The organism is Nocardioides sp. NPDC059952 (genome assembly GCF_042730435.1).
Taxonomy (GTDB): Bacteria; Actinomycetota; Actinomycetes; order Propionibacteriales; family Nocardioidaceae; genus Nocardioides.
The window spans coordinates 71579-84662 of sequence record NZ_JBHWLY010000005.1 but is presented as its reverse complement, the minus strand read 5'-3'; the positions used below and the strand labels follow the sequence as shown (position 1 = coordinate 84662).

The following is a 13084-nucleotide window of genomic DNA, read 5'->3' as shown; positions in this document are numbered from 1 at the left end:
GTAACGCATGATCCTCGAGATGCACCCTCAGCGCTGGGGCGACCCGGCCCACGCCGCGCCTCTGCCCGAGTCGGTCAAGGGCCTCGTCGACGCCTTCATCGGCACCCGCGACACCCCGGCGGTCGACCAGGTCCGGATCCCCGCGCCCGGCCTGAGCGCCTCCCTGCTCGACGGGCTGCGCGCGCTGGTCGGCGAGGACGAGGTCCTGACCGACGAGGCCACCCGTCGGCTCCGCACCCGCGGGAAGTCGACCCCTGACCTGCTCCGGGCGCGCGCCGGGGACCTGGCCGATGCACCCGACGCCGTCGTCCGACCGGGCTCGCACGAGGACGTCGAGGCGCTGCTCGCCTGGGCGGTCGAGCACCGGGTCGCGATGGTTCCTTTCGGAGGCGGGACGAGCGTGACCGGTGGCCTGGCTGCGCGGCGCGACGGCTTCGCCGGCCTGATCAGCCTGGACCTGGTGCGCCTCGACCGGCTGCTCTCCGTCGACCCGGTCTCGATGACCGCCGTCCTCCAGCCCGGCATGCGCGGCCCGGCGGCCGAGGCCGCCCTGGCCGAGCACGGCCTGACGCTCGGACACTTCCCGCAGTCCTTCGAGTACGCCTCCATCGGCGGCTTCGCCGCGACCCGGTCCAGCGGGCAGTCGTCGGCGGGCTTCGGCCGCTTCGACGACATGGTCGTCGGCCTGCGGGTCGCGACCCCGATCGGCGAGCTCGTGCTCGGCTCCTCGCCCGCCAACGCCGCCGGCCCGGACCTGCGGCAGGCGGTGCTCGGCTCCGAAGGCACCCTGGGCGTCATCACCGAGGTGACGGTCCGGGTCCGCCCGGTGGCCGCGGAGAAGGCGTACGAGGCGTGGTCGTTCGCGACCTTCGCCGACGGTGCCGAGGCGATGCGGACCCTGGCGCAGTCCGGTGGGCTGCCGACGGTGATCCGCCTCTCGGACGAAGCCGAGACGATGGTCAACCTGGCGAGCCAGAGCGACATCGGCGGCGAGGGCGTCACCGGGTGCGTGCTGATCGTCGGCCACGAGGGGGCCTCCGTCGCCGCGCGCCGTGCCGAGGTGGCCGCCGTGCTCGAGGCGGGGGGCGGCACCAACCTGGGCGAGGAGCGCGGCCTGGCCTGGGCCGAGGGACGGTTCCACGCTCCGTACCTGCGCGACTCGATGCTCGATGCCGGTGTCCTGGTGGAGACCCTGGAGACCGCGACCTTCTGGTCCAACCGGGAGCGGCTCTACGGGGCCGTGAAGAGCGCGCTGGAGTCCTCGCTCGGCGAGGGTGCGCTCGTGCTCTGCCACATCTCGCACGTCTATGAGACCGGCTGCTCGCTCTACTTCACCGTTGCCGCCCGGCAGGCCGAGGACCCGTTGGTGCAGTGGCTGGCCGCGAAGGCCGCCGCCTCCGACGCCATGATCGAGTCCGGCGGGACCATCACCCACCACCACGCGGTCGGCACCGACCACAAGCCGTGGCTGACCCGGGAGATCGGACCGGTCGGCGTCGCCATGCTGCAGGGGCTGAAGGGCGCGGTCGACCCCACCGGCGTACTCAACCCGGGAGTGCTGATCCCGTGACTAGCGCCGGTGAGCGTGCGTTCTCGTTCCTGGTCAACCCGGTCTCCGGCGGCGGCGCGGCGCCTGCCGCGGTCGTCCCCGTGGCGCGCATCCTGCGAGATGCCGGTGCGCAGGTCGAGGTGATCTACTCGTCGAGCCCGCGCGCGACCCACGACGTCGTCGAGGCGGCCGTGGACCGGGGCGAGATCGTGGTCTCGGTCGGCGGCGACGGGATGCTGTCCTCGATCGCCGGCCAGGTCGCCTCCCGCGGCGGAACGCTCGGCATCCTCCCGGCCGGCCGTGGCAACGACTTCGCCCGCATGCTCGCGCTGCCCTCGTCCGCTGCTGAGGTGGCCGACCTCCTGCTCCGCGGGACGGCGCGCCCCGTCGACCTGCTCTCGTTGAGGCTCGGCGACTCTGCGCCCCGGGTGGTCGCCGGATCGGTGTACGCCGGGGTCGACGCCGTCGCCGGAGAGATCGTGGACCGCGTCCGCCGGATCCCCAAGCGGCTGCAGTATCCGTACGCCGCGGCCCACGCGCTGGCGACGGACAAGCCGGTCTCGGGGACGGTGGTCGTCGACGAGTTGGTCCTCGAGGTCCAGGCGGCGACCGTGGTCGTCGCGAACTCCGCCTACTACGGCTCGGGGATGAAGATCGCCCCGGCCGCCCGGGTCGACGACGGGCTCCTCGACGTGCTGATCATCGAGGCCGCCTCTCGGCGTCAGCTGCTCCGATCGCTGCCCAAGGTCTACGACGGCTCCCATGTCGAGCTTCCGGAGGTGACGGTGCTGCGGGGTCGCGCGGTCGAGCTCAGCGGCACCCCGTCCGTACCGATGGGAGCCGATGGCGAACCGATGGGGCACCTTCCGGCGGGCCCGGACTCCGCGGCACGGATCGAGGTCCTCCCGGGCGCGCTCAGCATCCTGAGGCCCACGATTTTGAGTGATGCGCCGGCGCAGCCGAGTCGTTAGCCTGACGCCATGGAGCGGCCGTGGCCGCTGACCGGGCGGGACGAGGAGCTGCGGAGGGTCGCGGCGGCGATCCGGCCAGGTGCGGCGGGCGTCATCGTTGCGGGTCCGGCGGGGGTGGGGAAGACCCGGCTCGCCCGCGAGGCGCTGGCTTCCGCGGAGCGAGGAGCGACGGTCGTCCTCGCCCAGGGCAGTACGGCCGCCCGGCCGTTTCCGCTGGGTGCGTTCGCCGGGCTGCTCGACGTGCCACCCGGGGAGGCCGCCGAGACCATCGGGCGGGCGCTGGACCAGCTCGCCCGGCTGCAGCCGCTGGTGCTGGCGGTCGACGACGCCCACCTGCTCGACGAGCACTCGGCGATCGTGGTGCATCGCGTGGTGGCGCGCCGGCTGGCGCCGGTGCTGATCACGCTGCGTACGGGGGAACCCGTTCCCGACATCGTGACCTCGCTGTGGAAGGACGAGCATCTGCCGCGTCTTGACCTGGCGCCGCTGGACGCCGAGGAGAGCACCCGGCTGATCGCCCGGGTGCTCGGCGGGCCGGTGGACACCGCCTCCGCGCACCGTCTGTGGACGCTGACCGAGGGCAGCCCGCTGTTCCTACGGCACCTGCTGGCCGGCGAGGTGTCGGCGGGGCGGTTCACGGCGGCGTCCGGGATCTGGCGGTGGACCAGCGAGCCGGCGATCTCGCCCGAGCTCGCCGGTCTCCTGGAGCGCGAGATCGGCGACCTCGCCGCGGGGGTGCAGGACGTCGTCGACATGGTCGCCCTGGCCGAGCCGGTGGCGGTCCCGACCCTGTTCGCACTGACCTCGGCGGCCGACGTCGAGGAGGCGGAGAACCGTGCGCTGGTGCAGACGGATGGCCTGGTCGCCCGCCTGGCGCACCCCCTCTACGGCGAGGTACGCCGCGCCGCGATGGGCACGCTGCGTGCCCGCCGCCTCCGCGGCCGGGTGGCACAGACTCTGGACCCGGAGCCGGATCCGATCCCTAGAGCCGTGCTCACCCTCGACTCCGACCGGCCGCCGGAGCCGGCGCTGTTCCTGCGGGCGGCGGAGGCCGCGACCCGGATGTACGACCTCCCGCTGGCCGAGCGACTCGCGCGGGCGGCCGCTGCCACCGGTGACCTCGCCGCGAGGGTCGTGCACGGCGCCGCGCTCTCCTGGCTCAGCCGTGGCGAGGAGGCCGAGGCGATCCACGAGGACATCGTCGCCACCGCGTCCGACCCGGGCGTGCTCGCGATGGTGCAGCTCCATCGCACCGGCAACCTGCTCTTCACGATGGCCAGGCCCGCCGAGGCCCATCAGGCGCTGGCCGCGGCCGAGGCCACCGGGGCCGCGCCGGCCCACGTCGCGGCCATGTCGCTCGTCCTGGGGCTGGTGGACGGGGAGACCTCCACCGTGCTCGCCCGTGCGCCGCAGCTGCTGCGGAGCGACCTTCCCGACGATCTGGCCGCCATCCTGGCCGCCACCTCGGCATCCGCGGCGGCCGCCGTCACCGGCGAGCACGGGCTCCTCGACGAGGCCGCCGTCGTGGGTGGGCTGACCGCCGACCGGGTGCCGACCGTGATCCCCGGCTTCGGGCTCGCCGACTTCCAGGTGCTCGGGCACCGTCTCGCCGGCACCCCCGACCGGGGCGCGGACCTGGCCCGGAGGATGCGAGCGGCATCGGCCGACCTCCCCGGACCGGCCAGGCTCATGGGACTCGTCGTTGCGGGGCACGCCGCCCTCGCCGAGGGTCGGCTGCGTGACGCACTGGTCTCGCTGCGCGAGGCATGGGCCGGGCTGGACGGCTCAGGCCACGAGTTCGCCTTCCGGTGTCGTACGTTGCTGGCCACCGCCCTCGCACAGGCCGGTCTTCCTGAGGAGGCCGCGCCGCTCCTGGCCGGGATCGCTGCCGGGCACCATCCCGCGTACCGGCTCTATCTGCCCGACGACCGGCTCGCGCTGGCGTGGGGTGCCGCGGCCGAGGGGTGGACGACGGAGGCGATCGGGCACGCTGTCGCCACGGCTGACCTCGCTCGCGAGGCGGGGTCGCCCGCGTACGAGGTCCTGGCCTGGCAGACCGCGGTCCAGTTCGGTGACACGACCGTGGCGCCGGCCCACCGGCTCGCGCCGCTCGCCGGGCTGTGCCCTCGCGTCGAGGCGGCCCTGGCCCACGTCCGAGCGTGGGCGGACGAGGACGGCGACGCGCTTCTCCGGGTGGCCCATGCGTGGGCCCGGCTCGGTGATCTCGTCGCCGCGGGCGACGCGGCGGCGCAGGCCGCCGACGTGCAGCGCCGCGCGGGGCGGCAGGGGTCGGGCATGACCGCGGCGGCCGCCGCGACGAGGCTGGCCGAGAGGTCAGGTGCTCGCACCCCGGCGCTGGTGGTCGCGGCCCGGCCGCTGCCGCTGACGGCCCGCGAGCGCGAGATCGCCGCGCTGGCCGCCCGAGGGTTGTCGAACAAGGACATCGCGGCGCGGCTGACGCTGTCGGTTCGCACCGTCGAGGGGCACCTCTACCGGGTCGGCCACAAGCTCGGAGTCTCGGAGCGAGCCGCGCTCGCGGACCCTCTCGGAGTCGAGTAGCGCACTACTCGCGCCACTCCGGATCCTGCGGCGGATGCTGAGAAGCACCCAACCGAAGGAGGAGTCATGAGCACCACCTACGTCCGGCCAGACGAGGGCCGGCACACCCCGATGGTCGACGGCGACCACATCGCGAAGGCCGCCGTCAAGGACGCCCAGGGGGCCTTCGAGGTCTTCGAGGTGATCGCACCCGCCGCCCCGATGACGCCGCCGCACGTCTCGCCATGGAGCGGTGTGCTGTACCTGCTCGAGGGCCGCATCACGGCGTACGTCGACGACACGTCCTACGACGTCGAGCCCGGCGGACTGGTCGTCTTCCCCGCCGGCACCCCCGCCACCTTCGAGGTCGTCGGCGACTCGGCCCGGGCCCTCGCGATCACCACCGGCGACGGCGCCGGCAAGTTCTTCGCCGACTTCGCCGCCTCGGTCCCCGCGGACCTCCCGGTCGCTGACTCGATGGCCGCGATCCTGACGGTCACCGAGCGCCACGGCGTCGCTCTCGCGGGAACACAGCCGTTGACAAACTAGCGTTCCGTGTTGATCCTGTGAGACATGAAAAGCGATGTGTCTCACGGGATCGCCGCGTACGTCCCTCCGACCGGGCCCTCCTGGGCCAACCCGTGGCCGATGTACGCCGCACTGCGCGAGCACGAGCCGGTCCACCACGTCGCTCGGGGGGACTACTGGGTCCTGACCAGGCACGACGACGTCTACACGGCGGTGCGCGACCACGAGACCTTCAGCTCGACCGGAGGGCTGACGACGGCTCATGACGAGCTCGAGCGGATCGGGCTGGCCGACAACCCGCCGATGGTGATGACCGATCCGCCGGCCCATTCGGCCTTCCGGAAGCTGGTGAACCGAGGGTTCACGCCGAAGCAGGTCGAGGACGTGACTCCTCGGGTGACGCAGTTCGTCATCGAGCGCATCGACGCGATCAGGGATGCCGGGGGCGGCGACATCGTGCAGGAGCTGTTCAAGCCGCTGCCGAGCATGGTCGTCGCCCATTACCTCGGTGTGCCCGAGGTGGACTGGGATCGGTTCGACGTCTGGACCGACGCGATCGTGACGGCCAACGCGGCGCAGGACGAGAGCATCGGAGCAGGTGCCGCCGCCGAGCTGATGGGCTACTTCGCCGAGCTGATCGAGCGGCGCCGGAGAGAGCCCGCCGAGGACACCGTCTCCCACCTCGTCGCCGCCGGCGAGGCCGACGACGACGCCGGCCTGCTCCGGGTGCTCGCGTTCGCCTTCACCATGGTCGCGGGCGGCAACGACACGACGACCGGGCTGCTCGGTGGCGGCCTGCCGCTGCTGGCGGACCGCCCCGACCAGCGCACGCTCGCCCTCGACGACGTCCCGGCCGCGGTCGAGGAGCTGCTCCGGCTCACCTCACCTGTCCAGGGACTCGCGCGGACGACCACCCGCGACGTCACCATCCACGACACCACGATCCCCGCGGGCAAGAAGGTCCTGCTCTGCTACGCCGCCGCGAACCGAGACCCGCGCGCCTTCGGAGCCGACGCCGAGGAGCTCGACGTCACCCGCAACCCCCGGCAGATCCTGACCTTCGCCCATGGCGCGCATCACTGCCTGGGTGCCGCGGCCGCCCGGATGATGGGCCGGGTGACGCTCACCGAGATACTCACCCGGATGCCGTCCTTCACCGTCGACCACGACTCCTTGGCGTGGGCGCCGGGGAGCTACGTACGCAGGCCGGTCAGCCTCCACGTCGAGGTGACCGGATGAGCTGGTTGGAGGCGGAGCGGACCGAGCTCGCCGCCGAACGGATCCTCGACGCCGCGGGCGCCCTCTTCGTGGAGCGAGGCGTCGACAAGCCGGGCATGGACGAGGTGGCCCGCGCGGCCGGCTGCTCGCGGGCGACCCTGTATCGCTACTTCGAGAACCGGCAGGCGCTGATCCACGCCTTCGCCCATCGCGAGGCGCGGCTCATCACCCAGCAGGTCGCCCGGGCGACGACCGATGTGTCCGATCCCCGCCGTCGCGTGGTCGAGGCCGTGATCTCCTGCCTCGCCGCCGTGCGCGAGCGCCCCCACCTCGCCGCTTGGTACGCCGGTGACAGCACCCTGCTGCGCGAGGTGCTCCACGACTCCCCGATCATCCGCGGGTCCGCGGAGAGCTATCTCGCCTCCGGCGCCACCGACCCCGACCTCGCCGACTGGGTCCTGCGCATCATCCTGTCGTTCCTCATCAGCCCCGGCGCCGACGAAGAAGCAGAGCGTCGCCAGCTGGAGCGGTTCCTCGTGGTGCCGCCGAGCAGCTAGACACGTCAGCGGCGGGCGGCCGACGGGGCGGTGCCGTACCTGCGCCGATGGGCGGCGGCGAAGCGGCTCGCGGAGGAGAAGCCCCAGCGCGCGGCGACGTCACCGACGCTGAGGGCGGGGTCGGTGGTGAGGTCGGCGTGGGCGCGCTGGAGCCTGATGTCGAGGAGATACTGGGAGGGCGTGCTCCCCAGCCACTGCTGAAATCCCTCCTGCAGCCGGCGGACGCTGGTGCCGGCGAGCGCGGCCATGTCGGCGGCGGTCCAGGCCCGGGCGGGGTCGTCGTGGAGGGCCTCGACCACACGCCGGATCGACCGCGGCCGGGCAGCCGCGGTGACGCCGCCGTCGGGGCAGCACATCTCCATCAGGCCCGCGGCGACCGCGCCGGCGAGCTGACGGCGTACGAGCTCGCTGTCGGCGAAGAGGTCCGGGTCGTGCAGGTTGGCGGCCAGGCTGGTGGTCAGGTGATGCCACGCGCGACCGCGGCCGGACTCCAGCGACAGCTGCTCCGGGAGAAGGGCCCGGGCGTTGACGCGGTCGGTGCCCAGGATCCGCTCGGTCTCGATCTCCAGCCAGTCGCTGTCGAACTTCACGCCGAGCACGGTGCAGGTCGCGTCCCAGTGGCTGATCAGGGACGGGGTGTCGGCCCGGAAGACGGTGCCCTGGCCGACCACCGAGGTGAGCTCGCCGAACCGGCCGCGGCTCTCCAGGTGGCCGGTGATCGGCATGTTCACCTCGTACGCACTCGGGTAGTCGCACTCGATCGCGACGTCCGCGCCCCAGCCGACATGGCCGATCAGGACCGGCCCGAGATCCAGCGTACGCAGCGTCAGCCGCGGCTCGTGCGCGCCGCCGACCGGCCGGAGCTCGTGCGGGAAGTACGCCTGGGCCACGACGCGCGAGGCCTGCCCCCAGTCCCGGGGAGCGGCTCGCCTACGACCGGACATGCCGCAGAGCGTACCTGAGACGGGCGTCACAGATTGGTCGCGTTCAGGGTGCCGAACCCGCGCAATCCGTGTCGCCCGGGCGCGAGGACCGACCTACTTTCGACTCCTGTTCGGAACCTCCCACTCCCCGAGGAGCACCCAATGACGACCACGCAGCAACCCGGCAAGCAGGACCTCTCCTGGCTCGACGACGTGACGATGACCGAGCTCGAGCGGAACCCCTACCCGACCTATGAGCGGCTACGCAGCGAGGCGCCGCTCGCCTTCGTCCCGGTGCTCGGCTCCTATGTCGCCTCCACCGCGGAGATCTGCCGCGAGGTCGCCACCAGCCCCGACTTCGAGGCGGTGATCACCCCGGCCGGCGGACGTACGTTCGGGCACCCGGCGATCATCGGCGTCAACGGCGACATCCATGCCGACCTGCGCGGCATGGTCGAGCCCCAGCTCCAGCCGGCCGAGGTCGACAGCTGGGTGGACGACCTGGTCCGTCCGATCGCCCGGAACTACGTCGAGCAGTTCGAGGACCGCGGCCGCGCCGAGCTGGTCGCGGAGTACTGCGAGCCCGTCTCGGTACGCTCGCTCGGCGATCTGCTGGGGCTGCAGTCGGTCTCCTCCGACAAGCTCCGCGAGTGGTTCCACAAGCTGAGCGTCTCGTTCACCAACGCCGCGGTCGACGAGAACGGGGAGTTCACCAACCCCGACGGGTTCACCCCCGGCGACGAGGCCAGGGCCGAGATCCAGGCGGTCGTCGACCCGCTGATCGACCGGTGGATCGAGCACCCGGAGAACACCGCGATCTCCCACTGGCTCCACGACGGCATGCCACCGGGGAAGACCCGCGACCGCGCGTACATCTACCCCACCATCTACGTCTACCTGCTGGGTGCGATGCAGGAGCCCGGCCACGGGATGGCCTCGACGCTCGTCGGGCTCTTCAGCCGTCCCGAGCAGATGGAGGAGGTCGTCGACGACCCCTCGCTCCTGCCGCGGGCCATCTCCGAGGGCATGCGCTGGACCTCGCCGATCTGGTCGGCGACCGCGCGGATCAGCACCAAGCCGGTCACCGTCGCCGGCATCGACCTGCCCGCCGGGACGCCGGTGATCCTCTCCTACGGCTCCGCGAACCACGACTCCGGAAAATACGATGCCCCCACGGCGTACGACCTGCACCGGCCGCCGCTGCCGCACCTCGCCTTCGGTGCCGGGAACCACGCGTGCGCCGGCATCTACTACGCCAACCAGGTGATGCGGATCGGGCTCGAGGAGCTCTTCGAGGCGATCCCCAACCTGGAGCGCGACACCGGCGAGGGCGTCGAGTTCTGGGGCTGGGGATTCCGCGGCCCCACCAGCCTGCACGGCACCTGGGAGGTCTGAGCCGTGTCTGCCGCGATCAGTGTCTCCGGCCGCCGCGTCGAGTGTGCCGAGGACCAGTCGATCCTGGAGGCGTTCCTCCGTGCCGGCGTCTGGATGCCCAACTCCTGCAACCAGGGCACCTGCGGCACCTGCAAGCTGCAGGTCCTGTGCGGGGACGTCGACCACCGCGACTCGCCGCTCGAGACGTTGACCGCGGACGAGCGCGCGAGCGGTCTGGCACTGGCCTGCCAGGCTCGGCCGCTCGTGGAGACCGAGGTCGCGCTGCATGGCTCGGAGATGGGACGTACGACGCACGTGCTCCGCGACCTCACCGCCACCGTCGTGGGGGTCGAGGACATCGCCCGGGACACCCGGCGGATCCTGCTCGGCCTCGAGGAGCCGCTCGCCTTCTCGGCGGGGCAGTACGTCGAGCTGCTCGTCCCCGGCACCGCCGAGCGCCGGCCGTACTCGCTCGCCAACACCGCCGAGGAGGACAAGGTCCTCGAGCTCCACGTCCGCCGCGTCCCCGGTGGCGTGGCCAGCGAGTGGCTCTTCGGGCCGGTCGCCGTCGGTGACCGGGTCGAGGTGTGCGGTCCTCTCGGCGACTTCCACGTGCCGGACGCGGACGACGACGAGGGCGAGCCGATGGTGCTCATCGGTGGCGGCACCGGTCTGGCGCCGTTGCTCGGCATCGCCCGCACGGCTCTCGCCCGCCACCCCGATCGGACGGCGGTCCTCTACTACGGCGTACGCACCGGGGCGGACCTCTACAACACCGACCGTCTCGCGGAGCTGGCCGAGAGGTATCGGGGCTTCAGCTTCGTGACCGTGCTGTCCCGGGAGACGCGCCCCGGTCACCGCGGCGGCTACGCGCCCGACGCGTTCGTCGAGGACATCGCGAGCGCGCGGGGCTGGTCCGGCTGGCTGTGCGGCTCTCCGGCGCTGGTCGAGGCCGGGGTCAAGGCGTTCAAGCGGCGCCGGATGGCACCCCGGCTGATCCACCGGGAGAAGTTCGAGCCGGCGACGCCGAGACCGGCCCTTGCCGAGATATATCAGGAAACCCCAGGATAATCAGGAGCGACCGGAAGCCTCCGGTGCCTCGAGAGGAGAGAAATGCAGCAGGTCAAGGCCGTCATCGCCCGTGCCAAGGGAGCTCCGGTGGAGCTGGTGACGATCAACGTGCCCGATCCCGGCCCGGGTGAGGCGGTGGTGAAGATCCAGTCGTGCGGGGTGTGCCACACCGACCTGCACTACCGCGAGGGCGGGATCAACGACGAGTTCCCGTTCCTGCTGGGCCACGAGGCCGCCGGGCTGGTCGAGGCGGTGGGTCCCGATGTGACCGACGTGGCGCCGGGCGACTTCGTGGTGCTCAACTGGCGTGCGGTCTGCGGCAGCTGCCGGGCGTGCAACCGCGGCGAGCCGCAGTACTGCTTCGCCACCTTCAACGCCACCCAGAAGATGACCCTCGAGGACGGCACCGAGCTCTCGCCCGCGCTGGGCATCGGCGCCTTCGCGGAGAAGACCCTGGTCGCGGCGGGTCAATGCACGAAGGTCGACCCGGAGGCCCGGCCCGCGGCCGTCGGCCTGCTCGGCTGTGGCGTGATGGCCGGTATCGGTGCCGCCATCAACACCGGCGGCGCGACCCGCGGCAGGTCGGTGGCCGTCATCGGGTGCGGTGGCGTCGGGGTGGCAGCGATCGCCGGCGCCGTGCTGGCCGGGTCGAGCCCGGTCATCGCCGTCGACATCGACGCCAAGAAGCTCGAGCGCGCCGCTGCCATGGGCGCGACCCACACCGTGGACTCCTCGCAGACCGATCCGGTCGAGGAGATCCGGCGGATCTGCTCGGAGACGTACGCAGGTGCCGAAGGTGCCGACATCGTCGTCGAGGCGGTCGGTCGCCCGGAGACCTGGAAGCAGGCCTTCTACGCCCGCGACCTGGCGGGCACGGTCGTGCTCGTCGGCGTGCCCACGCCCGACATGGCGGTGCCCGAGATCCCGCTCCTGGACGTCTTCGGTCGCGGTGGCGCACTCAAGTCCAGCTGGTACGGCGACTGTCTCCCCAGCCGCGACTTCCCGATGCTGGTCGACCTCTATCGTCAGGGCCGTCTCGACCTGGACGCCTTCGTGAGCGAGGAGATCGGGATCGAGGACATCGAGGCGGCGTTCGAGAAGATGCACCGTGGCGAGGTCCTGCGCTCGGTGGTGGTGCTCTGATGGCCGTACGCGTGGACCACGGCGTCACGAGCGGCACCTTCAGCCTCGACGGCGAGACGCACCAGGTGGACAACAACGTCTGGGTGATCGGCGACGACCAGGAGTGCCTGGTCATCGACGCACCGCACTCGGTGGAGGACATCTTGGCGGTGGTGGACGGTCGACGCGTGAAGGCGATCGTCTGCACCCACGCCCACGACGACCACGTACGCGTGGCGCCGGCGTTGCGCGAGGCCGTCCGGGCCCCGATCCTGCTCCATCCCGACGACCGGCCGCTGTGGGAGCTCACCCACCCCGACGAGCTGTGGGACGCGGACCTCTCCGACGGGCAGGTCATCGAGATCGGCGACACCTCTGTGACCGTCCTGCACACCCCGGGCCATGCACCCGGGGCGGTCTGTCTGTCGGCGCCGTCGCTGGGGTGCGTCTTCACCGGCGACACCCTGTTCCAGGGTGGTCCCGGGGCGACCGGGCGCTCCTACAGCGACCGGCCCACCATCGAGTCGTCGATCCGGGCCAAGCTGTTCACCCTTCCCGGCGAAACGGTCGTCCACACCGGGCACGGCGACGACACCACGATCGCCGCCGAGGTCTCCGGACTGGGCTGATCAGGCCCCGGGACGCCCGGGTCGCTCGGCGGCCGCGAGCTCGGCGCGCATCCAGGCGCACCACTCGAGCGCCGTACGCCGTGACCGGATGCCGCCTTCGAGCGTGATCCGGCTGGCGAACAGTGGGTTCGAGGGATCGCGGGCGCCCGGGTCGTCGGAGATCTCGGCCAGCTCCTCGAGGTAGCGGTCGAGGACGCCCTGGTGGACCGCCTCGAGCCGACCGACCAGCTCGGTGGCGGCGTCGGGCTCGACGGTCCAGATGGACCACAGCCGGAGGACCTCCAGGTCGCGGACCGGCTGTGGCTCGAGGTCGCCGACGACCCATGCCGCCAGCGCGTCCCGACCGGCCGAGGCGATCCGGTAGCGCTTCGTCGGTCGGGGCCCGGCGCCCTCGATGACCTCGTGCTCGACCAGGCCGGCGGCGTCGAGGCGGTTCAGCTCCGGGTAGATCTGGGAGTGGCGGGCGGTCCAGAAGTAGCCGATCGGCTGGCGCATCCGCTGCGCGACCTCGTAGCCGGTGCTCGCGCGCCGCGCCAGCAGGCCGAGGATCGCGAAGCCGAGGTTGGAAGCGGTCACCCCTGGGTCTGGCATATGTCAATATTGA

Annotated in this window: 12 protein-coding genes; 10 read left to right on the top strand and 2 right to left on the bottom strand. The window is 72.3% G+C overall.

Going from position 1 to position 13084, the window contains the following annotated elements; genetic code table 11:
• Nucleotides 1-7: 7 nt before the first annotated feature.
• The 6 genes from ACFV9G_RS03865 to ACFV9G_RS03840 all read left to right on the top strand — a co-directional run bounded on the left by ACFV9G_RS03865 (nt 8) and on the right by ACFV9G_RS03840 (nt 7361).
• A complete protein-coding gene (locus ACFV9G_RS03865; protein ID WP_378725039.1) occupies nt 8-1570 on the top strand; it encodes an FAD-binding oxidoreductase in 1563 nt (520 codons plus the stop codon).
• Nucleotides 1567-2520: a diacylglycerol/lipid kinase family protein gene (locus ACFV9G_RS03860; RefSeq protein ID WP_378725037.1), complete on the top strand. Its 954-nt coding sequence runs from the start codon at nt 1567-1569 to the stop codon at nt 2518-2520. Before ACFV9G_RS03865 ends, ACFV9G_RS03860 begins: the two co-directional genes overlap by 4 nt.
• Before the next feature lie 9 nt (nt 2521-2529).
• Nucleotides 2530-5079, top strand: a complete 2550-nt coding sequence (locus ACFV9G_RS03855) for a LuxR C-terminal-related transcriptional regulator (RefSeq protein WP_378725035.1) — start codon at nt 2530-2532, stop codon at nt 5077-5079.
• 66 nt (nt 5080-5145) lie between these two features.
• The gene (locus ACFV9G_RS03850) at nt 5146-5607 is read left to right on the top strand and encodes a cupin domain-containing protein (RefSeq protein ID WP_378725033.1); all 462 of its coding nucleotides are present in this window, start codon (nt 5146-5148) and stop codon (nt 5605-5607) included.
• Nucleotides 5608-5631: 24 nt separating this feature from the next.
• Entirely contained in the window at nt 5632-6825 is a 1194-nt protein-coding gene (locus tag ACFV9G_RS03845; protein WP_378725031.1) for a cytochrome P450, read from the top strand.
• A complete protein-coding gene (locus tag ACFV9G_RS03840; protein WP_378725029.1) occupies nt 6822-7361 on the top strand; it encodes a TetR/AcrR family transcriptional regulator in 540 nt (179 codons plus the stop codon). Before ACFV9G_RS03845 ends, ACFV9G_RS03840 begins: the two co-directional genes overlap by 4 nt.
• Before the next feature lie 5 nt (nt 7362-7366).
• On the opposite strand, the gene ACFV9G_RS03835 is transcribed toward ACFV9G_RS03840, so the two are convergent.
• Entirely contained in the window at nt 7367-8305 is a 939-nt protein-coding gene (locus tag ACFV9G_RS03835) for an AraC family transcriptional regulator (protein WP_378725027.1), read from the bottom strand.
• Nucleotides 8306-8446: 141 nt separating this feature from the next.
• On the opposite strand from ACFV9G_RS03835, the gene ACFV9G_RS03830 reads away from it, so the two are divergent.
• The 4 genes from ACFV9G_RS03830 to ACFV9G_RS03815 are packed head-to-tail and all read left to right on the top strand — an operon-like array spanning nt 8447 to nt 12480.
• Complete coding sequence (locus tag ACFV9G_RS03830) at nt 8447-9679, top strand: cytochrome P450 (protein WP_378725025.1); 1233 nt, start codon at nt 8447-8449, stop codon at nt 9677-9679.
• A 3-nt stretch (nt 9680-9682) separates the two neighbouring features.
• Nucleotides 9683-10729: a 2Fe-2S iron-sulfur cluster-binding protein gene (locus ACFV9G_RS03825; RefSeq protein WP_378725023.1), complete on the top strand. Its 1047-nt coding sequence runs from the start codon at nt 9683-9685 to the stop codon at nt 10727-10729.
• Between the two features lie 42 nt (nt 10730-10771).
• Nucleotides 10772-11872, top strand: a complete 1101-nt coding sequence (locus ACFV9G_RS03820) for an S-(hydroxymethyl)mycothiol dehydrogenase (protein WP_378725021.1) — start codon at nt 10772-10774, stop codon at nt 11870-11872.
• Nucleotides 11872-12480, top strand: a complete 609-nt coding sequence (locus tag ACFV9G_RS03815; RefSeq protein WP_378725019.1) for an MBL fold metallo-hydrolase — start codon at nt 11872-11874, stop codon at nt 12478-12480. Before ACFV9G_RS03820 ends, ACFV9G_RS03815 begins: the two co-directional genes overlap by 1 nt.
• Here the strand turns inward: ACFV9G_RS03815 and ACFV9G_RS03810 are convergent, their stop codons facing one another.
• Nucleotides 12481-13071 carry a PadR family transcriptional regulator gene (locus tag ACFV9G_RS03810; protein ID WP_378725018.1) on the bottom strand — a complete coding sequence of 197 codons (591 nt, stop codon included), beginning with the start codon at nt 13069-13071 and terminating at the stop codon, nt 12481-12483. It abuts the gene before it with no gap.
• Between the last annotated feature and the right edge of the window lie 13 nt (nt 13072-13084).

What these genes read in the sequence shown, in the direction of transcription:
- ACFV9G_RS03865 (WP_378725039.1), top strand. Translation starts at nt 8, where the DNA reads ATGATCCTCGAGATGCACCCTCAGCGCTGGGGCGACCCGGCCCACGCC.
- ACFV9G_RS03855 (WP_378725035.1), top strand. Translation starts at nt 2,530, where the DNA reads ATGGAGCGGCCGTGGCCGCTGACCGGGCGGGACGAGGAGCTGCGGAGG.
- ACFV9G_RS03850 (WP_378725033.1), top strand. Translation starts at nt 5,146, where the DNA reads ATGAGCACCACCTACGTCCGGCCAGACGAGGGCCGGCACACCCCGATG.
- ACFV9G_RS03845 (WP_378725031.1), top strand. Translation starts at nt 5,632, where the DNA reads ATGAAAAGCGATGTGTCTCACGGGATCGCCGCGTACGTCCCTCCGACC.
- ACFV9G_RS03840 (WP_378725029.1), top strand. Translation starts at nt 6,822, where the DNA reads ATGAGCTGGTTGGAGGCGGAGCGGACCGAGCTCGCCGCCGAACGGATC.
- ACFV9G_RS03835 (WP_378725027.1), bottom strand. Translation starts at nt 8,305, where the DNA reads ATGTCCGGTCGTAGGCGAGCCGCTCCCCGGGACTGGGGGCAGGCCTCG.
- ACFV9G_RS03830 (WP_378725025.1), top strand. Translation starts at nt 8,447, where the DNA reads ATGACGACCACGCAGCAACCCGGCAAGCAGGACCTCTCCTGGCTCGAC.
- ACFV9G_RS03820 (WP_378725021.1), top strand. Translation starts at nt 10,772, where the DNA reads ATGCAGCAGGTCAAGGCCGTCATCGCCCGTGCCAAGGGAGCTCCGGTG.
- ACFV9G_RS03815 (WP_378725019.1), top strand. Translation starts at nt 11,872, where the DNA reads ATGGCCGTACGCGTGGACCACGGCGTCACGAGCGGCACCTTCAGCCTC.
- ACFV9G_RS03810 (WP_378725018.1), bottom strand. Translation starts at nt 13,071, where the DNA reads ATGCCAGACCCAGGGGTGACCGCTTCCAACCTCGGCTTCGCGATCCTC.